Genomic DNA, 21,423 nt, shown 5'->3' on the forward strand with positions numbered 1-21,423 from the left:
ACAAGGGCGTGATACCGGTGGATGGATACCGCTGCTTAGATCGCGCGCGCCAGCTGTTCGGCCAGCCCGGTGTAGGCACCCGGTGTCAGCGCCCGCAGCCGCTGCTTGTCCTGCTCCGGCAACTGCAGGCTCTCGACAAAGGCCTGCATGGACGCGGCAGTGATGCCCTGGCCGCGGGTCAGCGCCTTGAGCTGTTCGTAGGGGTTGGGCAGGCCGTGGCGACGCATCACCGTCTGCACGGCTTCGGCCAGTACTTCCCAGGCCGCATCCAGATCGGCATCCAGGCGTTCGGGATTGACGGTCAGCTTGCCCAGGCCCTTGGCCAGCGAATCCAGCGCGACCTGGGTATGGCCGAACGCGGTGCCGAGCGCGCGCAGCACGGTGGAGTCGGTGAGGTCGCGCTGCCAGCGGCTGATCGGCAGCTTGGCGGAAAAATGTTCGAACAGCGCATTGGCGATGCCGAAATTGCCTTCGGCATTTTCGAAGTCGATCGGGTTGACCTTGTGCGGCATGGTCGAGGAGCCGACTTCGCCCTCCTTGAGCTTCTGCTTGAAGTAGCCCAGCGAGATGTAGCCCCAGATGTCGCGCGACAGGTCGATCAGGATGGTGTTGACGCGGCGGCTGGCGTCGCCGATTTCGGCCACATTGTCGTGCGGCTCGATCTGGGTGGTGTAGGGGTTGAACACCAGGCCCAGGCTCTCGACGAAGCGCTGCGCAAATCCGGCCCAGTCCAGCTCCGGGTACGACACCAGGTGCGCGTTGTAGTTGCCGACCGCGCCGTTGATCTTGCCGGTCAGTTCGACCGCGGCGATCTGCTTGCGCTGCCGCTCCAGGCGCGCGACCACATTGGCGATTTCCTTGCCCAGCGTGGTGGGCGAGGCGGTCTGGCCATGCGTGCGCGACAGCATCGGCTGGCCGGCCTGGGCATGGGCGAGGGTGCGCAGGCTGGCGGTGATGCCGTCCAGCGTGGGCAGCAGCACCTCGCGGCGCGCCTGCTCCAGCATCAGGCCATAGCTGAGGTTGTTGATGTCCTCGCTGGTGCAGGCGAAATGCACGAATTCCAGCGCCGGGCCCAGCTCGGCATCGTCCTTGAGCTGTTCCTTGATGAAGTACTCCACCGCCTTGACGTCGTGGTTGGTGGTGCGCTCGATCTGCTTGACCCGCGCGGCATCGCTGACGCTGAAGTCGTCGGCCAGGCGGCGCAGGGTCTGGGTGGCGGCGGCCGAGAACGGCGCCAGCTCGGCGATGCCCGGCTCGGCGGCCAGCGCCAGCAGCCATTCGATCTCGACCTTGACCCGCGCCCTGATCAGGCCGTATTCGGAGAAGATCGGGCGCAGCGCATCCACTTTGGAAGCGTAGCGGCCGTCGAGCGGGGACAGGGCGAGCAGGGCGGAATCCGACATGGGCAGGGCACTGGGAGGCTGGCGGGGGTGCGTATTCTACGCCGCCCCGGCGCCGGCTTCGCCGATTGGCCGCACCGTGATGGCCTGGATCCGGTGCCCGGCCATGCGCCGCACCGTCAGTGCGTGGCCGTCCAGCTCCAGGGTTTCGCCTTCTTCGGGCAGCCGCTGCAATTGGTGCACGATCAGCCCGCCGACCGAATTGACGTGGTCCGGCGCGCTCAGGTCCTGGCCCAGCAGACGTTCCAGGCGGAAGATCGAGGTGCTGCCGGCCACCAGCAGCGAGCCATCCTGGCTGCGGATCGGGGCATCGCGTACCACGTGGCGGTGCTCGTCCTCGATCTCGCCGACCACCACTTCCAGCAGGTCTTCCAGGGTGAAAAAGCCCAGGATGCGGCCCTCCTCCCCCACGCACAGCGCCAGATGGGTGGTGCCGGTGCGGAACTGCTCCAGCGCGCTGGGGATCGGGGTTTCCAGGGTCAGCAGGGTAGGCGGGCGCAGCAACGGGCGCAGATCGTCCAGGTCCTGGCTGCGTGCCATCGCCACCAACAGATCCTTGGTATGCAGGATGCCCAGCACCTGCTCGCCATCGGCGTCGAACCACGGGTAGCGGCTGTAGCGCGACTCGCTGAACTCGGCCAGCACCGATTCCAGCGTCATGCCTTCGCGCAGGCCGCGCAGGTGCTCGCGCGGACGCATCAGGTCGCCGGCGACCAGGTCGGGCAGTTCCAATGCATGGCTCATCAGGGCCAGCCCGTGATCGGGCGTGGCGGCGTTGGGATCCTGGCGGCCGACGATCAGCATCAGCTCCTCGCGCGAATAGCGATGCGACTGGTGCTCAACATCGCCCCAGCCCAGCACCCGCAGCAGGCGGTTGGCGCTGGTGTTAAGCACCCAGATCGCCGGGTACATCAGCCAATAGAACACGTAGAGCGGCGCGGCGGTCCACAGCGACATCCGCTCCGGGCGGCGGATCGCCATGGTCTTGGGCGCCAGTTCGCCCAGCACGATGTGCAGGAACGAAATCAGGCTGAAGGCGATCGCCAGTGCGGTGAACTGTGCCGCTTCCGGCGACAGGCCGGCGGTGTCGAACAACGGCTGCAGCAGATGCGCAAAGGCCGGCTCGCCGACCCAGCCCAGGCCGAGCGAGGCCAGGGTGATGCCGAGCTGGCACGCCGACAGGTAGGCATCCAGATGCGCATGTACCCCGAGCAACAACCGCCCACGCCAACCGTTGTTCTGCGCCAGGCCCACCGCTTGCGTGTGGCGCAGCTTGACCAGCGCGAACTCGGCGGCGACGAAGAAGCCGTTCAACAGCACCAGCAGCAATGCGACGAACAACAGCAGCACATTACCCAACATGGCGTCCGCCTCCATGGCGCGTACCGGCGGTGACGCGGTATGTCAGCGGCTGCGCGTCGGTGCCGGGGCAGTGTGCAAGCAAGCAAGACGCAAACGATGCGTTTCTACAATCAGGGTCGTCGCCCATGGCGGCGTGGTACCTCGTATGGATCATTGGGCAGTCTAGCCCACGGCTTGCGACGACACGGTCGCAACGCCGCGAGCGAGTATCGTAGGCAGCCTCGCCAGCGTGGGCACGCCCGCTGCCAGCCATCCATCACCACAAACCAACCATGTGCGGAGAGTGCAGATGAGCGAACGTTTCAGGACCGAACACGACAGCATGGGTGAGCTGCAGGTGCCCGCCGATGCCTTGTGGGGCGCGCAGACCCAGCGTGCCGTGCAGAATTTTCCGGTGTCCGGCCAGCCGATGCCGCGCGGCTTCATCCGCGCGCTGGGGCTGATCAAGGCCGCTGCGGCCGGCGTCAATGCCGATCTCGGGCTGCTGCCCAAGTCGATCGGCAAGGCCGTGCAGGACGCGGCGCTGCAGGTCGCCGACGGCACGTATGACGCGCAGTTTCCGATCGACGTCTACCAGACCGGCTCGGGCACCTCGTCCAACATGAATGCCAACGAGGTGATCGCCACGCTGGCCACGCGCGCCGGCAAGGACGCGGTGCATCCCAACGATCACGTCAATCTCGGGCAGAGTTCCAACGACGTGGTGCCCACCGCAATCCGGGTGTCGGCGCTGCTGGCGGTGCAGGAACACCTGCAGCCGGCGCTCAAGCATCTGCGCAAGACCATCGACAAGCGCGGCAAGGGGCTGGACAAGGTGGTCAAGACCGGGCGCACGCATCTGATGGATGCGATGCCGCTGACCTTCGGCCAGGAATTCGGTGCATGGTCGGCGCAGCTGAGTTCGGCGCAGGAGCGTATCGACGATGCCCTCAAGCGCCTGCGCCGGCTGCCGCTGGGCGGCACCGCGATCGGCACCGGCATCAATGCCGATCCGCGTTTTGGCGGCAAGGTGGCCAAGGCCTTGTCGGGCCTGAGCAAGTTCAAGTTCGAGAGTGCCGACAACAAGTTCGAAGGCCTGGCTGCGCAGGACGACGCGGTGGAGTTGTCCGGTCAGCTCAATGCGCTGGCGGTGGCATTGATCAAGATCGCCAACGACCTGCGCTGGATGAATGCCGGCCCCCTGGCCGGGCTGGGCGAGATCGAGTTGCCGGCGCTGCAGCCGGGCAGTTCGATCATGCCGGGCAAGGTCAACCCGGTGATTCCCGAAGCCACCGTGATGGCCTGCGCACAGGTGATCGGCCACCACACCGCCATCACCGTGGCCGGGCAGACCGGCAACTTCCAGTTGAACGTGACGCTGCCGTTGATCGCCTACAACCTGCTGGATTCGATCAACTTGCTGGGCAATGTGGCGCGGCTGCTGGCCGATAGCGCGATTGCCGGGTTGAAGGTGCGCCAGGAGCGCGTGCGCGAGGCACTGGACCGCAATCCGATCCTGGTCACCGCGCTCAACCCGATCATCGGCTACGAGAAGGCCGCGGCGATCGCCAAGCGTGCCTACAAGGAACAGCGCCCGGTGCTGGACGTGGCGCTGGAAGACAGCGGACTCAGCGAGGCGGATCTGCGCCGTTTGCTGGATCCGGCTGCGCTGACCCGCGGTGGCATCCAGGCTGGCAGCACGGGCGGCGGTGGCTGACCACCGCAGCGTGCGCACGTAGGAGCGCACCTGGGCGCGACGGGGCTTTATCGACAACGCCCGGTCGCGCCCAGGTGCGCTCCTACACGACTTTGCGCGAATCCGCGGCGTCGCCAGGACTCAGTGCCGCTCGGCCTGAACGTTGCCGAAGCTCTCGCGGTACGGCTGCAGCGACGGGATTTCATCGAGCAATTCGCCGCTGAGCTTCTGGATCTCCGGCGTGGCCGTCAGCTTGATCGACTTGTATTCCGGGTCCGCGCCAGCCTCGTTGACGGCCTGCTGGCGCAGCATCTGCAGGTGCCCGAACAGCAGTTGCAACTTGGCGCGCGTCGGCTCTTTCTGCGGCAGCGCGATATCGTCGATCTTCAGCGTGCCGTCCGGGGTGATTTCCGCATTTGCGGCCGGTGGGCGGCGGATCATCACCGACTGGGTGGTGATGGCAACGCGCGGCTTGCCGCGTTCGGCGCGCCGCGACGACTGGTCGCCGCAGGCAGTCAGGGCGCATAGCAGGAGCGCCATGCAGAGCATCACCAACTTGTTCATGGGGTCGCCGGATTCAGGGGAGCGTACTAGTGTAATCCCGCTCCGGCCAGCCGATCGGTGCCTGCGGCACATGGCGCGGCTGACAAGATGTCGCAGGCGGTGTGGGGCGCGCGCAGCAATCGCCACCACGCTTCCTTCGGTTTCCGGTCAGCCGCTACGCCCGTCGATGTGGGCGCAGCGGCGATCAAGGCCGCGCTTACTTGCGGCAGTCGTCGACATCGTGCTGGCTGAGGGTCGAGTACGGCGCGAATGCCGGCACCAGTTGCGCGGCGGCGTCCTGCGCGTTGCGCAGCTTGGCCAGCTGATCGCAGATCTGCATCGCAGTGTGTTTGAAGGTTTCCGCCTGCGCTTCGATCTTGTCACCGATCTGGTCGGTGTTGCCGCTGAGCACGCCCTTGAGCGCTTCGCCGGCGGCATGCGCCCCGAAGGCCGCGCCCTGTGTGCCGATGTCGATGCCTTTATCGGCGACGCCCTGGATCTGCACGTAGAAACCGCGCATCGCCTGGCGCTGCGCATCGTTCAGGCTCACCGGCTTGCCGGCGATGCTGAGCGCGCCATCCGCGCCGATGGTGGCCGCGGGCAGGCCGTCGCGGTGGAGCGTCAGGCTCTTGCCGTTGAAGATCACCCCGTTCGCGTTGGTCTTGCCCGACACCACGACCGTGGGTTCGGACTTGCCGCAGCCGACCAGCAGCGCGCCCACCAGTACCGCACAAATCAACAGTTTCATCAGCCGTCCCCCTCTTGAATGGTCAATGCAATGGTCAGTTGTCGGTCGGCACGCGGGTGGTGCCGGCCACATCGCTGACGTCGATGTCGCCGCTGCCCTTGCGCGCGACGCTGACGTCGCCGCGCACCTTGTGCACGCTCAGAGCGCCGGAGTTGACCGCTTCCACGCCGACATCGCCTTGCACATCGTCGATGTCGACATCGCCGGAGCCGATCGTGCCGAACTTGACGTTGCCTGCCACGCCGCGCAGCTTGACGTCGCCCGAACCGACCTTGCCGACCTCCGCCGCGCCATGCACCTGCCTGGCCTTGAGATCGCCCGAGCCGACCGCCAGCACGCGCAGCGATCCCATCTCTTCCAGTTCGATATCGCCGGAGCCGACCTTGGCGGTGACCCGGCCCCTGGTGCGGCGGATGGCCATGTCGCCGGAACCGACATCGGCACTCACGGCGGCAGCGCCGCTGATCTCGGCGTCACCGGAGCCCACGTCGAACTGCACCAGCAGCGTGTCCGGCACGCTGCCGCGCAGGTCCAGGTACGAATAGCTGTCGCCGATGGAGATGCGCAGCGGGCGGTCGTCGGCCAGCGTGACCACCAGCTTGTCGCCGACCCGCTTCTGGGTGACGGTCAGGCCCTTGAGCAGCTCGGCCCTGGCGGCGCAGGCGCGGCCGCTCAAACGCCCGCCGTTGCCCGGCGCGGCGTCCAGATGCAGGTCGTTGGAGCCGACCTCGAACAGCACCGACTTCACTCCGCTCAGTTTCAACTCCAGGCTGCGCGGTTCGGAGAACTTGCATTGCTCCTCGGCAAACGCAGCGCCGGGCACGGCGAACAGGATGGCCAGACTCAGCAGACGACGCATGGGATGTCCTTCAGGCTTCGGAGCGCCGACGGCGCAGGTAGATGGAGGCGGCGATCAGGGCAACGCCGATTGCAGCGCCGATCCAGATGTCCGGATTGCCGTAGACCCGTGCGCTGTCGGTGTGCTGCAGCGCCCACTGCACCAGATCGCTGGGGTTCTGCATCGCGCTGCTGTCGAGGTTGCCGCTGACCGCGCGCGGCGACCAGGTGCCGGGCAGGGCGCTGAGCAGGCCGCGGTAGCCGACGATGTACCAGATCCAGCCGATCGGCAGCGAGATACCCGGCATCGCCGAGAGGATGCTCAGCATCACGCAGGCCAGCAGCGGGAACAGCACCGCCCACAGGAACGGCTTGCTGGTGGCCCAGGCCGAGCAGAACATCAGCCAGCCCACTGTCGGCAACGCCCACAGCAGACTCATCGGCACGGTCTTCAGCAACAGCCACAGCAACGCGAACGGGTGCGAATGGGTGGCCAGGGCCCAGGGGCTGGGGACGCCGGCGATCGAGGCGCCCACGATGGCGATCAGCCACAGTGCCAGGCCGACCAGCACGCCGATCACGATGGAAATCAGCGGCGCCAGCAGCAGCGCCCAGGCGGCCTTGGACAGCACCGTCTGCACATCGGACACCGGCAGCGATTTCCAGAACAGCACGCTGCGGTCGCGGCGGTCGTCGTACAGGCTGCCCAGCGAATAGAAGAACACCACGAATGCCAGGACCACCGAGGCGATGCCGATGCCGCCGAGCAGCAGGCCGTCGCCGACCTGGCCCAGGGTGCGCGTGTATTCGGCCAGATCGTCCATCGTGATGCTGTCGCCGATCATGTTGCGACGCGCGCTGATCGCGCCGATCACCGCGCCCAGCAGCGCGAAGAACACCGCGATGCCACCGGTGATGATCTGTGCCCAGACGAAACCGCCGCGGTGTTCCCAGTACTCGCGTTTGAGCAGCCAGCCGAACGTGCGTGCGGGAGAAGCTTGGTGGGTGAGTGCATTCATGCGTAGGTCCCCTTCATGACCGCAACGAACAGGTCGGCAAGGCCGGGATTGCGGGTTTCGCCAAAACGGGCGAGCTGCGCTTTCGGCACGCCGTCGAACAGCATCACGGTCTTGCCGAACGGCAGGCTGCGCTCGTCGATCGGCTGCAGGCCTCTGGCGGCGTCGAGATGCTCGGCACCCACCAGCACTTCGGTGTATCGCTCGGCCACGTTTTCCATGTCGGCGGTCAGCACGATGCGGCCGTCGCGGATGAACATCACATCGGTGAGGATGTGTTCGATCTCTTCGACCTGATGGGTGGTGACGATGATGGTCTTCTGCTCGTCGAAGTAGTCCTCCAGCAGGCGCTGGTAGAACTGCTTGCGATACAGGATGTCCAGGCCCAGGGTCGGCTCGTCCAGCACCAGGATGCGGGCATCGATCGCCATCACCAGCGCCAGGTGCAGCTGCACGATCATGCCCTTGGACAACTCGCGCACCCGCGACTTGCGGTTGAGCTGCGTATTGGCCAGGAAGCGCTCGCACTTGGCGCGATCGAAGCGCGGGTGCACGCCGGCGACGAAGTCGATCGCCTCGCCAACCCGCAGCCAGCGCGGCAGTACCGCCACGTCGGCGATGAAGCAGACCTCGTTCATCAGTGCGTTGCGCTGGGTGCGCGGATCCATGCCGAGCACGCTCAGGTCGCCATCGAAATCGGTCAGCCCCAGCACCGCCTTGAGCGCAGTGGTCTTGCCGGCGCCGTTGGGGCCGATCAGGCCGACGATGCGCCCGGCGGCGATGGTGAAGCTGGTGTTGTCCAGCGCGAGCCGATGCTTGTAAGCCTTGCGCAGGCCACGTGCGTCGACCACATGGTCGGAGGAGACGGCGGTCATGGTGTTTTTCCCTGTGGCAACAGATCGTCGATGGACAGTCCCAGGCGCTGGATGCGTTCCAGCACTGCGGGCCATTCTTCATTCAGGAAACGCTCGCGCTCGCTGCCGCGCAATTTCTGTGCGGCCTCCGGGGTCATGAACATGCCCAGGCCGCGGCGTTTCTCCACCAGGTTCTCGTCGGCCAGTTCCTGGTAGGCGCGCGAGACGGTGATGGGATTGAGTTGGTAGTCGGCCGCCACCTGCCGTACCGAGGGCAGGGCGTCGCCAGGCTTGAGGATTCCATCGAGCATCATGGCAATCACCCGTTCCTTGAGTTGGCGGTAGATGGGAGCGCCGTCGCTCCATTGGATGTCGTTCATGGTCAGCTCCGTGGGCGCAGAACCTGCGCGAAGGAGAAATAGGGCATCGACAGCGAAGCGCGCAGGTGCCGGCTGGGCCGGGTGCGCGCCTCGGGGGGAGTTGTCGCGTTTTCCGTAACCGCCTCCGACACGCCATAATCGGCGCCGGACTCCGTGACCTGACTGGAAGCGGCTCCCAGGCAACCAATGGCGAACAGGGCGCTGCCGAACAGCAGCAATGGAGCTGGTCGCGTGAAGCGTGTGCTGTTCATGCTTTCCCCCTGCGTTGGATGACTGGTGTTGTATTCAACTATAACACCGACACGCAGGCAGTCAACTGCCTGTCATACCCAACTGATGGCACCCCGCGTCGGCGGGTGGCCCGGACCTATCGAAAGGGATCGCTCATGTTGCTCAAGCGTCTGCTGGTCGTTGTATTCGCTGGCTTTTTCTCCGTCTCGGCGCTGGCCGCCGGCGCGCCGGTGCTGGATCTGGATTACCGGCCGCTGGCCGGCAAGGCGCCAATCAACCTGAACCGTACCTACGGCGGCAAGGTCCTGATGGTGGTCAATACCGCCAGCAAGTGCGGCTACACCCCGCAGTACGAAGGGCTGGAGGCGCTCAACCAGCGCTTCGGCAGCCGCGGTTTTTCGGTGCTGGGCTTTCCGTCCAACGATTTCCAGGGGCAGGAACCCGGATCTGAGAAGCAGATCCAGGAATTCTGCACGCTGACCTATGGCGTCAAGTTCCCGATGTTTGAGAAGGTGCATGTGCTGGGTGCACAGGCCACGCCGCTGTATCAGCGCCTGACCCAGGCCACGGGTGTGGCGCCGGGCTGGAACTTCCACAAGTATCTGATCGGGCGCAATGGACGGGTGGTGGCGCAGTTCCCCAGCAAGATCAAACCGGACGATCCGAGCGTGCTGGCGGCAATCGAACGCGAGCTCAACGCGCCGTCGCGCTGAGCACGGCGCTCGCAAGGCCACGCGCACATGCGACAATGCGCATTCAGCGCCGGCGTCGGCGTGTCTTTTCACTTTCGGGAAGTGCATCGAATGAAGATGGGAAAGCGCGGCGCGGCGGCGTCGCTACTGATGGTGGCACTGTCGGCATCGATGCCGGCGATGTCGCAGCAACCGGCCGCAGCGGCCACCAAGGAGAAGCCAGTTTTGAATGCATCGTCTGAGAAGAGCACGCGCGACAACGTCAGCTACGCCATCGGTATGGACGTGGCACGTTCGTTCGAGCCGATTGCCCAGGACATCGATGTGAGCGCACTGCAACGCGCCATCGAGAATGCATTCAAGGGCGGCAAGCCGCTGTTGTCCGACGAGCAGACCCAGGCTACCGACACCGCACTGCGCACCGCGCTGGCGGCGCGTAACGGCCAGCAGGTTCCGGGCATGGCGCCGGGTAGCGCGCCGGCCGCGCCGTCCAAGGAAAATGTCGGCCTGATGCTCGGCGATCGCGCGGTCGGTCCGTCGCTGGCCGGCATCAAGGACGAGATCGACCTGTCGATCCTGATGGAAGCGGTGCGCACCGTGTTCGCCAAGGGCACCACGCGTCTGACCCAGCAGGAAGCCGCTGCCACCATGCAGGCGTTCGCCTCTGCCAAGCAGGGCGCCGCCGGTGCCAAGAATCGCGAGGAAGGCAATGCCTTCCTGGCCAAGAACAAGACCGAGAAGGGCGTGATCACCACCGCGTCGGGCCTGCAGTACATGGTACTGCGCCAGGGCAGCGGCGAGCGTCCGATGCCCACCAACACGGTGCGCGTGAACTATGAAGGCAAGCTGCTCAACGGGCAGGTGTTCGACAGCTCCTACCAGCGCGGCCAGCCGGCCGAATTCGGTCTGAATCAAGTCATTGCAGGTTGGACCGAGGGCGTCGCGTTGATGCCGGTCGGTTCGAAATATCGTTTCTGGATTCCATCCAACTTGGCCTATGGCCCGAACGGCACGCAGGGGGGGCCGATCGGACCAGACGCAACGTTGACGTTCGATGTCGAACTGATGGGTATCCTTCCCTGATCCCCCACAGGAGTACCCCCACCCATGCGAGTTGCGATCTTTGGTACCGGCTATGTTGGTCTTGTCACCGGTACCTGTCTGGCGGAAGTAGGTCATCACGTTATCTGCGTGGATATCGACCAGGCGAAAGTTGATGGTCTCAATCGTGGGGTGATTCCCATCTATGAACCTGGCCTGGAGCCGATGGTGAAAGCCAACCACGCCTCTGGCCGGTTGCGCTTCACCACCGATGCGGCCGAGGCGATTGCGCACGGCGAAATCACCTTCATCGCCGTGGGCACGCCGCCGGACGAGGATGGCAGTGCCGACCTGCAGTACGTGCTGGCAGTTGCGCGTACCGTCGGTCGCCATATCGATGGCCCCTCGGTGGTCGTCAACAAGTCCACCGTGCCGGTCGGCACCGCCGACAAGGTGCGCGTTGCGATCCAGGAAGAGCTGGACGCACGCGGCGTGGACCATGAGTTCGATGTGGTCTCCAACCCTGAGTTCCTCAAGGAAGGCGACGCCGTGGCCGACTGCATGCGTCCGGATCGCATCGTGATCGGCGCCAAGAAGCCGGCGGCCATTGCCCGCATGCGTCGTCTGTATGCACCGTTCAACCGCAACCGCGACCGCATCGTGGAGATGGACGTGCGTTCGGCCGAGCTGACCAAGTACGCGGCCAACGCAATGCTGGCGACCAAGATCAGTTTCATGAACGAGATCGCCAATATTGCCGAGCGCGTCGGTGCGGACGTCGAGCACGTGCGTAACGGGATCGGTTCGGATCCGCGCATCGGCTGGCACTTCATCTATCCCGGCGCCGGTTATGGCGGCTCGTGCTTCCCGAAGGATGTGCAGGCACTGGCCAAGACCGCCGAGCAGTACGGCATGGAGCCGACCCTGCTCAACGCGGTGGAAAGCGTCAACAATGCGCAGAAGGGGCACCTGTTCGAACTGGTGCAGCGGCATTACGGCGCCGAAGGCACCGGCAGCATTGCCGGCAAGACCTTCGCGGTGTGGGGCCTGGCGTTCAAGCCCAATACCGACGACATGCGTGCCGCGTCCAGCCGCCGTTTGATGGAGCAGTTGTGGGAAGCCGGTGCCACCGTGCGTGCCTACGACCCGGAAGCGACCCATGAAGCCAAGCGCATCTTCGGCGAGCGCGACGATCTGACCTTCTGCGACGAGGCATTTGCCGCACTGGAAGGCGCCGACGCCCTGGTCGTGGTCACCGAGTGGAAGCAGTTCCGCAGCCCGGATTTCGGCAAGATCAAGCAGGCCTTGAAGGACGACGTGGTGTTCGACGGCCGCAACCTTTACGACCCGCAGGAAATCGAAGCCGCAGGTCTGGCCTACTACGCCATCGGACGAGGCCGTTCGTTGCATGCATGAGCAACTCTCGCCGCGCGACCAGGAACTGGACGCGCGGTTGGTTGAACTGGAAACGCGCCTGTCCTTTCAGGAGCAGGCGCTCAATGAACTGAGTGAAGCACTTGCGGACGCCCGTTTGACGGGCGCCCGCAATGCCGAACTGATCCGCCACCTGCTCGAGGATTTGGGCAAGGTGCGCTCCACGTTGTTTGCCGACGCAGCGGATGAACCGCCGCCTCCGCATTATTGATTGCAGATTGCCACCGCCATGAGCGATACCTTACGTGACCAGTTGCTTGGGTTGGGCTTCAAGTCCGCACCCAAGCCCGAACGCAAACCCGACGCACGGCCTGCCGCGCGTCAACATGGCAACGGTGGCAGGCCTGCGCCCGGCGGCAACAAGCCGGGTGGCCAGGGCAGGGGACCGCAGCGGCCGCATGCCGCTGCGGCGACCGACGGCAAGGGCGAGCGCAAACACGACGGCAGGCCGGAGCGTCGCAACGATGGCAAGCCGGCAGGATCGCAGCGTCCGCCGCAGTCCACGGCCGACCGCCGCGGACCCAGGCCGGCACGCACGCGTGAGGACATCGACCTGGCCAAGGCCTATGCGATCCGCGCGCAACGCGAGAAGGACGAGCGCATCGAAGCCGAGCGGCTGAAACAGGAAGAAGCACGCCTGCGTCGCGAAGCCAAGGCCAAGCTCGAAGAGCTGCTCAAGGACAAGGGGCTCAATCATGCCGATGCGGATATCGCCCGGCATTTCCCGTATGGCGGCAAGATCAAGCGTATCTACGTGACTGCCGATCAGCTCAAGGCACTCAACGCCGGCGAGCTCGGCGTGCTGCAGCTCAACGGTCGTTATCTATTGGTGACTGCCGAAGTACTGGCCGACGCCGAAGCGGTATTCGCACCGTCGGTGGCATTGAAGGTGGACCCGAATGCGCCGGCAGGCGAAGACCCGTATGCCGATCCCCAGTACCAGGTGCCCGACGACCTGGTCTGGTAAGGCTGCGTAGATAGGTTTGTGTTGGCACATGGGCACCTGATGGGTGCCCATCTGTTGAGTGGTGGTCAACCCGATTGCGTGGCCGCCAAGTGGATGCGGTCGATGCGTCAAGGCGGGAGATCTAGTTTTCCTGCATGGCGGCCCGTATGCGTTTTAGAGTGCGCCGGTCGGCCGTTCGCGATGAGGGGCGGCCGCTTGTGTGCAAGTGACGAAACTTCGAGGATCAGGATGACGCGCTCGGCGACAGGGAATGCTTACTTCGCGCATATCGACGGATTGCGTGCATTGGCGGTGCTGTCGGTCATCGCCTATCACCTAGACGCCAGTTGGTTGCCCGGTGGCTTCACCGGCGTCGATATATTTTTCGTTATCTCGGGGTTTGTGGTCAGTGCGTCGGTCGATCGATTACCGCGCATTGCGGTGGCCGCCGAGTTGGCGCGGTTTTATGCGCGCCGCTTGCGGCGTATCGCACCGGCCTTGCTGGTCTGCGTGCTGGTTACTGCGCTGTTTTCGACCTTGTTCATTCCCGAGTCGTGGCTGAGCGAAGCCAGCACCAAGACCGGACGCATGGCCTTGTTCGGGCTGAGCAACTGGGTGTTGGCCAGCGTCGGCCAGGATTATTTCTCGCCGCGTGCCGAGTTCAATCCGTATACGCAGACCTGGTCGCTGGGCGTGGAGGAGCAGTTCTATCTGCTGTTTCCGTGGATGTTCCTGGCCTGGATGCGTGGCGGTGCCGGACGTGCCTGGTCGCTGGGCCTGTTCGCGCTCGCCAGCGCGGCCTCGCTGGGCTATGCCTGGCAGCGCACGCAGGTGCCGGGACACGAGGTCACTTCCTTCTATCTGACCACCGCACGCTTTTGGCAACTGGGTGCCGGCGTGGTGTTGTTTCAGCTGATGGCACTGCTGCGCCGCCGCGACGGGCAGCGTGTGTTCGCAGCAGGCATCGGCCTGCCTGCACCGTTGCGCGCAGTGCTGTTGCTGTTGGCCTTGGCAGCCATCGGCAACGGACTGTGGAATGCGCGGCCTGGGCATTCGCCCTGGAGCGATGGCCTGTGGCCGGTGGTTGGCACGCTGGTGGTGTTGGCGTTGCTGCATCGGCACAGCGAGGGCTGGATCGGACGCGTGTTGTCCGCCAGGCCGGTGGTGACGATTGGGCGCATCTCGTATTCGTTGTATCTGTGGCACTGGCCGGTGCTGGTGCTGCTGCGCTGGACGATCGGGCTGGATGCGGTGGCGGCCAAGCTGCTGGCGCTGGTGCTGACGGTTGTTTGCGCGGCGGCGTCGTATCGCTGGGTGGAACTGCCCTGGCGCAATCGGCGTATGGGTGGCTGGTCGAACGTGCGCGTGGTGATGGCCGGCCTCGCTGCGTTGGTGCTGGCCGTCGGCGTGCAATCGGCAGTGATCAAGTCGACGCCGTATACCTCGTTGAGTGTGGTCAGCCGCCACCCGCTGGATTGGTATGCGTATGCGCGCGGCTTGCGCAAGGAGCTGCCGGACTGCCGTCTGATCGCCAGCAACGCATCGGTGGGCGGTCAGCCGGTGCGCATCTTCGCGCGCGGGCAGTGTTCGCGTCCTGCGGCCAGTCAGCGCCAGGTCTTTGTGATCGGCGATTCGCATGCGCTGGCCTACAACGAAATGCTGCGGCGTTTTCCGTTGCTGGAAGGCGGCAGCGTGCGCATGTATGGCGTGGCCGGGTGTGCGGTCGCATCGATGCAGCCGGGTGGTCAGGGCGCAGGTTGCAACGCGTTTCTGCGACCGGCGCTGGAGGACGTGGCGGGCAGGGCGCGTGCGGGCGATGTGCTGTTCCTGCCTGGTTTACGGGTGCCGCGGCTGGCCGAGCAGGACGTGTTGTTCGACCTGCACGGCAATATCGCCACGCTGCAGAGCGAGCCGGCACAGCGCGAGCGCGATGCGACGGTGGCGGCGACGATCGCATTGCTGGCACCGGTGCAGGCGCGGGGCGTTCTGGTTGTGTTCGAAGCGCCCAAACCGGTGCTCAGGGCACCGCCTTACCGATGTTCGGACTGGTTCAATCGTGGCAATGCGATCTGCGCCAACGGCATGCAGATCGAGCGCAAGGCGATGGAAGACTATCGCGCGCCGGCACTTGATGGATTGCGTCGCATCGCATCCGGGCTAGGGGGCGCCAGCGTCTGGGACCCGCTGCCGTCGCTGTGCGATGCGCAGGCGTGCGCGCCGACACAGCAGGGCCGGCCGCTGTTCTTCGATGCCGACCACTTGAGCGGGTATGGCAACCGTGTGCTGCTGCCGGGTTTCGCGGCGCATCTGCGTGGCTTGCCGGCGTCGGCACCGGTGGCTCAATAAAGGACGGGCTGCTCAGCAAAGGTTGACGTGCCGCTGGCGATACACGGGCCGGTCACGGCGCGCGCGGCACCATCGCCGCGTTACTGTCGACGCAGCCGGGCATGGTGCCCACTGTGTCGCTGCCCACTTCTGCCGATGGTGCCGCGTATGTCCATGTTGTCGAACGTGTTGAAGTCCCGTGCCGTTGCGTCGGTTGCCTCCACCGCGCGTGGCGCTTCGGGTTTGCAGGCGACGCGCGCCACGGTGTTGGCCGCTGCCATGTTTGCGTTATGCGGGATGAGTGGGCAGGCCGCTGCGCAGACGGAGGATGCCCCTGCGTTTGACCGTCCCGGCATTCCGTTTGCCGCCGAAGTGCTGCAGCCCGGCGTGTTCGCCTGGGAGCAGGGTCTGCCGGATGCGAGTACCGATCGCAGCGACGGGCAGCGAATCACCCAGTACACCGCCGATACAGTGCTGCGCCTGGGCCTGTTCCAGAACGTGGAACTGCAGGTCGGCAGCGACAGCTACAACTGGCAGCACGGTGGCGGTGCGCATGTGCGTGGCGGAGGCGATAGCCATATCGGCCTGAAGGTGGCATTGCCGTCGCAGTCGGATAGCTTTCATTGGGCCGCGCTCGGCAGCTACAGCGTGCCGACCGGCAGCGCTGCCTTCAGCGATGGCTACGCGCGCGAACTGGGCGTGACCGCGTCCTGGGATCTGGCCCAGCAGCGCGCACTGGCGCTATACGTCAACTATGCGCGCGACAGCGATGGGCATACCTGGACCTTCTCGCCCAACTACACGTTCTTTTCCGGCGAGCGTTTCAGCAGTTATGTCGAGGCAGGCTTCGATACCGGCAGCGAGCATTCGCGCGTGGCCGGCGCCGGCGGTGCCTGGCAGTTGCCGCATGCGATGCAGCTGGATGTCTCGGTGCTGCGCGGGCTGACCTCGGAGAGCCCGGACTGGCAGGGCGGGATCGGCCTGTCGATTGCCTTTCAGTGATGGCAAGATGGAAGGCGGCGGCAGCGTCGCGACCGCTGTCCATGTTGCACTGCCGCATGCATTGAGTGCGTGGAAAAGGCCTAATTGGATCGATCCAATCGACGCCAGATGCATGCGCACTTCTCCCATTGCAAGGTCGGCAACGTGACGCGTGCCAAACCGGCGCCCTCCGCTTCGGAGGACGGCGACGCGCGCCGCAACGGACGCGGGGCGGTGACCCTGCGCGATATCGCCAGTGCCATCGGCGTATCGCGCGCGACGGTGTCGTTGGTGCTGCGCGGCAGCCCGCTGGTGCATGCGACCACACGCGCGCGCGTGGAGGCCGAACTGGATCGGCAGCACTACGTCTACAACCGTGCTGCGGCCAATCTGCGCTGCCGCACCTCATCCAGCATCGCGCTGGTCATCAACGATCTGTCCAACCCGTTCTTTGCCGAATTCGCCGCAGGCGTGGACGAAGCGCTGGGCGCGGCCGGCTATGTGACCCTGCTCGGCAGCACCGGCGAATCGACGCAGCGCCAGCAGGCGGTGCTGACCTCGTTGATGGAGCACACCCCTGCCGGCATCATCCTGTCGCCGGCCGAGGGCAGCCAGGCACAGGCGCTGACCCAGGTGCTGGGACGTCAGCACAACGTGGTGTTGTTCAACCGCGAAGTGGAGGGCGCGGGCTGGGATCTGCTGGCGCTGGACAACGAGCAGGGCGCGTTGCTTGCCTGCGCGCATCTGATCGCGCAAGGCCATCGGCGCATCGTGTTCTTCGGTGGCCATGCCGAATCCAGTTCCTGCCGGCAACGCCGTGCCGGTTACGCGCGCGCGATGGCCGACGCCGGTCTGGCCGTGCATTACGTTGAATCCGCACCGAATCGACAGGATGCTGCGCTGTGCGCCGGTCGCATGTTGGACAGCGCCGCGCACGATCGCGCAACTGCGGCGGTCTGCTACAACGATAGCGTCGCGTTGGGCCTGATGGCCGCGCTGGCGATGCATGGCATCGTGCCGGGGCGCGACTTCGCGGTGACCGGCTTCGACGATATCGCCGAAGCCGCCTTGTTCACGCCCGCGCTGACCACGCTGGCCGCAGATCCGCGCGCGCGCGGGCGCCAGGCTGCGCAACTGGTGTTGCAGCGTATCGGGAGTCCCGCCCTTGCATCGCAGCGCCTGACCGCCGCAGTCGAATTGAAGATCCGCGCCAGCAGCGCCAGCGCGTTGAGCTCCGTGATTCCGCTTCACTCCCCCAGCGATTCCCCCGCCCATTCCCCCACCAAGGCCTCAGGCCGCTGACCAGGCAATTCCTATGGTTTCCCTTTCCACGCAGTCCACAGTGCCTAGCGGCAACAAGGCGCCCGTCAACAACGGCGTTGCGTTGTCGGTCGTCACCACGATCTTCTTCATGTGGGGCTTTCTCACCTGCCTCAACGACATCCTGATCCCGCATCTGAAGGCGGTGTTCGAGCTCAACTTCGCGCAGGCGATGCTGGTGCAGTTCACCTTCTTCGGCGCGTACTTCCTGATGTCGCTGCCGGCCGGTTGGCTGGTGGCCAGGCTTGGCTACAAGCAAGGCATCGTGGCCGGGCTGGCGGTTGCCGCGGTCGGTGCGCTGGGCTTCTGGCCTGCGGCGGAATTGCGCGTCTATGGCGCATTTCTCGGCGCGTTGTTCGTGCTGGCCACCGGCATCACCATCCTGCAGGTGGCGGCCAACCCGTATGTCGCGCTGCTGGGCCCGGAGCGCAGTGCGTCCAGCCGCTTGACCCTGGCGCAGGCGCTCAATTCGCTGGGGACCGCGATCGCGCCGCTGTTCGGTGGCTGGCTGATCCTGTCCAACACGGTGATGAGCGGCGACCAGCTCAAGGTGCTGCCGGAAGCCGAGCAACTGGCCTATCGCGTGCAGGAAGCGCAAGCCGTGCAGGGGCCGTACATCGGTCTGGGCATCGTGCTGTTTCTGCTGGCGATCTTCGTGTTCCTGTTCCGTCTGCCGGCCCTGACCGATGCGGGCGCGCAGAAGGATGAAAGCAGGCATTCGCTGCTGGATGCGCTGGCGCATCCGCATGTGCGCTTTGGTGTATTGGCGATCTTCTTCTATGTCGGTGCGGAAGTGGCGATCGGCAGCCTGATGGTCAACTATTTCTCGTTGCCGCAGATCGGCGGGTTCACCGAACGCGAAGCGACCCACTACGTGTCGGCGTACTGGACGCTGGCGATGATCGGCCGTTTCATCGGTTCGGCCTTGCTGGCCAAGTTGTCGCCGCGCGTGCTGTTGTCGGTGTTCGCCGGGATCAACGCACTGCTGCTGGGCCTGACCATGGCCAGCGGCGGCATGCTGGCGGTGTATGCGCTGGTGGCGATCGGCCTGTTCAATTCGATCATGTTCCCGACCATCTTTACGCTGGGCATCGAGCGGCTTGGCCCGCTGACCGGCCGCGCCTCGAGCCTGTTGATCATGGCCATCGTCGGCGGCGCCATCGTGCCGTATCTGCAGGGCCTGCTGGCCGATAGCATCGGTTTGCACGAGTCGTTTGTGTTGCCGCTGGTGTGCTACCTCTACATCGTGTTCTACGGCATCTGGGGTTCGCGTCTGCGCGGCGCACTGGCGGAGGCGCGCGCATGAGTGCCTTGAAGAACCGGGTGGTGTGTTTTGGCGAGGCCTTGATCGACATGCTGGCACTGCCGCAGACGGGTCCGGATGAGGCGCGCACGTTTGCGCAATACGCCGGCGGTGCGCCGGCCAATGTCGCAGTCGCGGTGGCGCGCCTGGGTGGCGCAGCGCATTTCGTCGGCATGCTGGGGCGCGACATGTTCGGCGATTTTCTGCTGCAGAGCCTGCAGCAGGCCGGTGTCGCCACCGAGGGCATCGTGCGCACCGATGAGGCGAAGACCGCGCTGGCGTTCGTGGCGTTGGATGAAGCCGGCGAACGCAGTTTCAGTTTCTACCGTCCGCCTGCGGCGGATCTGCTGTTCCGGCCGGAGCATTTCGCCGCGGACGGCTTCACGCAGGCTGCCGTGCTGCATGTGTGTTCCAACAGCATGACCGAGCCTGCGATCGCGCAATGCACGCTGGACGGCATGCGCCGCGCACGCGCCGATGGCGCCATCGTCAGCCTGGATCTCAACCTGCGCCCGATGCTGTGGCCGCAGGATGTGGACCCGGCTGCACTGCTGTGGGAGGCGTTGGCGCTGGCCGATGTGGTCAAGCTCTCGCGCGAAGAACTCGATTACCTGGCCGGCACGCTCGATGGCGACGCCAGCGCGGTCACCCGCAAGCTCTGGCAGGGCCAGGCCAGCTGGTTGCTGGTCACCGACGGTGGTGGCCCGGTGCACTGGCAGACACGCACCGATTCGGGTCAGGTGCCGGCCTTCCGCGTGCAGGTGCGCGACAGCACGGCAGCGGGCGATGCGTTCGTCGGTGGCTTGCTGTTTCAGCTGGCGACGCGTGCATCCACGCTGGAGCAGCTGTCCGGCGATGCCGCTGCGATCACCGAGGTGATCCGCTTTGCCGCGGCGGTCGGTGCGCTGGCGGTGACGCGCAAGGGCGCGTTTGCGGCCATGCCGAGCGTCGATGAAGTCCATTCCCTGATCCAGGAACAATCATGAGCCGTTTGCCTGCGAGCCCCGCACCCGATTTCCGTTCGGCCGATGTACTGCGTCAGCATATCGCCGACACCATGGCGTTCTACCACCCGCGCGCGATCGACCCGGCGGGCGGGTTTTTCCAGTATTTCCGCGACGATGGTTCGATCTACGATGCCGGGCATCGGCATCTGGTCAGCAGCACGCGCTTCGTCTTCAACTACGCGATGGCGTATCGCGAATTCGGCGATGCGCAGTACCTGCAGGCGGTGCGTCACGGCCTGAACTATCTGCGCAACGTGCATCGCAATCCGGCCACCGGCGGTTACGCATGGACATTGCGTGACGGCGTGGTCGAAGACGACATGAATCACTGCTACGGCGTGGCCTTCGTGCTGCTGGCGTATTCGTGCGGCCTGAAGGCGGGCGTCGAGGAGGCGCGCGCATGGATGGACGAGACCTGGCAGCTGCTGGAAAAGCACTTCTGGGAGCCGGAATTCGGCCTGTACCGCGACGAAGCCGATGCGCAGTTCAACTTCACCAGCTACCGCGGCCAGAACGCCAACATGCACATGTGCGAGGCGATGATCGCCGCGTACGAAGCCAGTGGCGAGCAACGCTACCTGGACCGTGCGCTGTCGCTGGCCGACACCATGACCCGGCGCCAAGCGGCCAAGGCCGACGGTCTGGTGTGGGAACACTACGATCTGCAATGGAACATCGACTGGGACTACAACCGCGACAATCCCAAACACCTGTTCCGCCCCTGGGGTTTCCAGCCGGGCCATCAGACCGAATGGGCCAAGCTGCTGATGTTGCTGGATCGCTACGCACCGACCGACTGGTTGCTGCCGACCGCGCAACACCTGTTCGATGTGGCAGTGGAGCGCTCCTGGGATGCGCAGCGTGGCGGGCTGTATTACGGCTTCGACCCGGACGGCAAGGTCTGCGATGACGACAAGTACTTCTGGGTGCAGGCCGAATCGCTGGCGGCGGCGGCGTTGCTGGCGCAGCGCAGCGGCGAGCCGCGCTATTGGCAGTGGTACGACAAGCTCTGGGCGTATTCCTGGGAGCACATGATCGACCACCGCTATGGTGCGTGGTACCGCATTCTGGATGCGGACAACCGCAAGTACAGCGACGAAAAGAGCCCCGCCGGCAAGACCGATTACCACACCATGGGCGCCTGCTACGAGGTCTTGAACGTGTTGCGGCCGGCTGCTTGATGCTAGCGTGATCAAGGGCGCCGCCGCGCAATGCGTCGGCGCCACGTAGGAGCGCACCCGGGCGCGATTGGGGCATTCCCGGTGAAGCCCATTCGCCCCCGGGGGGGGGCCGGCGGGTGTGTGGGGGGGGGGGGGGGGGTATTACGG

At 65.4% G+C, this 21,423-nt stretch carries 21 protein-coding genes; 12 read left to right on the forward strand and 9 right to left on the reverse strand.

Annotated features, from left to right (window positions below; genetic code table 11):
• Positions 1 to 35: 35 nt before the first annotated feature.
• Both purB and AC1KVE_RS10445 read right to left on the reverse strand, forming a co-directional pair.
• The gene (gene purB / locus AC1KVE_RS10440) at positions 36 to 1,403 is read right to left on the reverse strand and encodes an adenylosuccinate lyase (protein WP_104593500.1); all 1,368 of its coding nucleotides are present in this window, start codon (positions 1,401 to 1,403) and stop codon (positions 36 to 38) included.
• Between the two features lie 36 nt (positions 1,404 to 1,439).
• Positions 1,440 to 2,762, reverse strand: a complete 1,323-nt coding sequence (locus tag AC1KVE_RS10445) for a hemolysin family protein (RefSeq protein ID WP_481092730.1) — start codon at positions 2,760 to 2,762, stop codon at positions 1,440 to 1,442.
• A gap of 289 nt (positions 2,763 to 3,051) precedes the next feature.
• On the opposite strand from AC1KVE_RS10445, the gene AC1KVE_RS10450 reads away from it, so the two are divergent.
• Positions 3,052 to 4,458, forward strand: a complete 1,407-nt coding sequence (locus tag AC1KVE_RS10450) for a class II fumarate hydratase (RefSeq protein ID WP_046342251.1) — start codon at positions 3,052 to 3,054, stop codon at positions 4,456 to 4,458.
• A 120-nt stretch (positions 4,459 to 4,578) separates the two neighbouring features.
• Here the strand turns inward: AC1KVE_RS10450 and AC1KVE_RS10455 are convergent, their stop codons facing one another.
• The 7 genes from AC1KVE_RS10455 to AC1KVE_RS10485 form a co-directional block, all read right to left on the reverse strand.
• The gene (locus AC1KVE_RS10455; RefSeq protein ID WP_016901538.1) at positions 4,579 to 5,001 is read right to left on the reverse strand and encodes a hypothetical protein; all 423 of its coding nucleotides are present in this window, start codon (positions 4,999 to 5,001) and stop codon (positions 4,579 to 4,581) included.
• A gap of 196 nt (positions 5,002 to 5,197) precedes the next feature.
• Positions 5,198 to 5,728, reverse strand: a complete 531-nt coding sequence (locus AC1KVE_RS10460; RefSeq protein WP_115043276.1) for a DUF2884 family protein — start codon at positions 5,726 to 5,728, stop codon at positions 5,198 to 5,200.
• A 34-nt stretch (positions 5,729 to 5,762) separates the two neighbouring features.
• A complete protein-coding gene (locus AC1KVE_RS10465; protein WP_065032429.1) occupies positions 5,763 to 6,587 on the reverse strand; it encodes a GIN domain-containing protein in 825 nt (274 codons plus the stop codon).
• Between the two features lie 10 nt (positions 6,588 to 6,597).
• Entirely contained in the window at positions 6,598 to 7,584 is a 987-nt protein-coding gene (locus AC1KVE_RS10470) for a hypothetical protein (protein ID WP_024939339.1), read from the reverse strand.
• Positions 7,581 to 8,456 (reverse strand): ABC transporter ATP-binding protein, encoded by an 876-nt coding sequence (locus AC1KVE_RS10475; RefSeq protein ID WP_046342254.1) that lies wholly within the window; start codon positions 8,454 to 8,456, stop codon positions 7,581 to 7,583. Before AC1KVE_RS10475 ends, AC1KVE_RS10470 begins: the two co-directional genes overlap by 4 nt.
• A complete protein-coding gene (locus AC1KVE_RS10480) occupies positions 8,453 to 8,815 on the reverse strand; it encodes a GntR family transcriptional regulator (RefSeq protein WP_003483692.1) in 363 nt (120 codons plus the stop codon). Before AC1KVE_RS10480 ends, AC1KVE_RS10475 begins: the two co-directional genes overlap by 4 nt.
• Positions 8,816 to 8,817: 2 nt before the next feature.
• Positions 8,818 to 9,066: a hypothetical protein gene (locus tag AC1KVE_RS10485; RefSeq protein WP_024939341.1), complete on the reverse strand. Its 249-nt coding sequence runs from the start codon at positions 9,064 to 9,066 to the stop codon at positions 8,818 to 8,820.
• Between the two features lie 135 nt (positions 9,067 to 9,201).
• Between AC1KVE_RS10485 and AC1KVE_RS10490 the strand changes: the two genes are divergently transcribed.
• The 11 genes from AC1KVE_RS10490 to AC1KVE_RS10540 all read left to right on the forward strand — a co-directional run bounded on the left by AC1KVE_RS10490 (position 9,202) and on the right by AC1KVE_RS10540 (position 21,276).
• Positions 9,202 to 9,759 (forward strand): glutathione peroxidase, encoded by a 558-nt coding sequence (locus tag AC1KVE_RS10490; protein WP_024939342.1) that lies wholly within the window; start codon positions 9,202 to 9,204, stop codon positions 9,757 to 9,759.
• Positions 9,760 to 9,849: 90 nt separating this feature from the next.
• A complete protein-coding gene (locus tag AC1KVE_RS10495) occupies positions 9,850 to 10,821 on the forward strand; it encodes an FKBP-type peptidyl-prolyl cis-trans isomerase (RefSeq protein WP_016901531.1) in 972 nt (323 codons plus the stop codon).
• Between the two features lie 24 nt (positions 10,822 to 10,845).
• Positions 10,846 to 12,195, forward strand: coding sequence for a UDP-glucose dehydrogenase family protein (locus AC1KVE_RS10500; protein WP_024939343.1), 1,350 nt, complete (start codon positions 10,846 to 10,848; stop codon positions 12,193 to 12,195).
• Entirely contained in the window at positions 12,188 to 12,424 is a 237-nt protein-coding gene (locus tag AC1KVE_RS10505; RefSeq protein WP_024939344.1) for a SlyX family protein, read from the forward strand. The genes AC1KVE_RS10500 and AC1KVE_RS10505 overlap by 8 nt, the downstream gene beginning before the upstream one ends.
• An 18-nt stretch (positions 12,425 to 12,442) precedes the next feature.
• Complete coding sequence (locus AC1KVE_RS10510) at positions 12,443 to 13,180, forward strand: DUF2058 domain-containing protein (RefSeq protein ID WP_323808440.1); 738 nt, start codon at positions 12,443 to 12,445, stop codon at positions 13,178 to 13,180.
• A 228-nt stretch (positions 13,181 to 13,408) separates the two neighbouring features.
• Positions 13,409 to 15,505: an acyltransferase family protein gene (locus AC1KVE_RS10515; RefSeq protein WP_481092731.1), complete on the forward strand. Its 2,097-nt coding sequence runs from the start codon at positions 13,409 to 13,411 to the stop codon at positions 15,503 to 15,505.
• A 135-nt stretch (positions 15,506 to 15,640) separates the two neighbouring features.
• Positions 15,641 to 16,486, forward strand: coding sequence for a transporter (locus tag AC1KVE_RS10520; RefSeq protein ID WP_126965575.1), 846 nt, complete (start codon positions 15,641 to 15,643; stop codon positions 16,484 to 16,486).
• 108 nt (positions 16,487 to 16,594) lie between these two features.
• Entirely contained in the window at positions 16,595 to 17,767 is a 1,173-nt protein-coding gene (locus tag AC1KVE_RS10525; protein WP_184576920.1) for a LacI family DNA-binding transcriptional regulator, read from the forward strand.
• Between the two features lie 13 nt (positions 17,768 to 17,780).
• Entirely contained in the window at positions 17,781 to 19,091 is a 1,311-nt protein-coding gene (gene fucP, locus AC1KVE_RS10530; protein WP_039812780.1) for an L-fucose:H+ symporter permease, read from the forward strand.
• Positions 19,088 to 20,074, forward strand: coding sequence for a carbohydrate kinase family protein (locus AC1KVE_RS10535; RefSeq protein ID WP_184576809.1), 987 nt, complete (start codon positions 19,088 to 19,090; stop codon positions 20,072 to 20,074). Before fucP ends, AC1KVE_RS10535 begins: the two co-directional genes overlap by 4 nt.
• Complete coding sequence (locus AC1KVE_RS10540) at positions 20,071 to 21,276, forward strand: AGE family epimerase/isomerase (RefSeq protein WP_184627294.1); 1,206 nt, start codon at positions 20,071 to 20,073, stop codon at positions 21,274 to 21,276. The genes AC1KVE_RS10535 and AC1KVE_RS10540 overlap by 4 nt, the downstream gene beginning before the upstream one ends.
• Positions 21,277 to 21,423 lie beyond the last annotated feature (147 nt).

The sequence above is a fragment of the Xanthomonas sp. NCPPB 2864 genome (assembly GCF_056675615.1).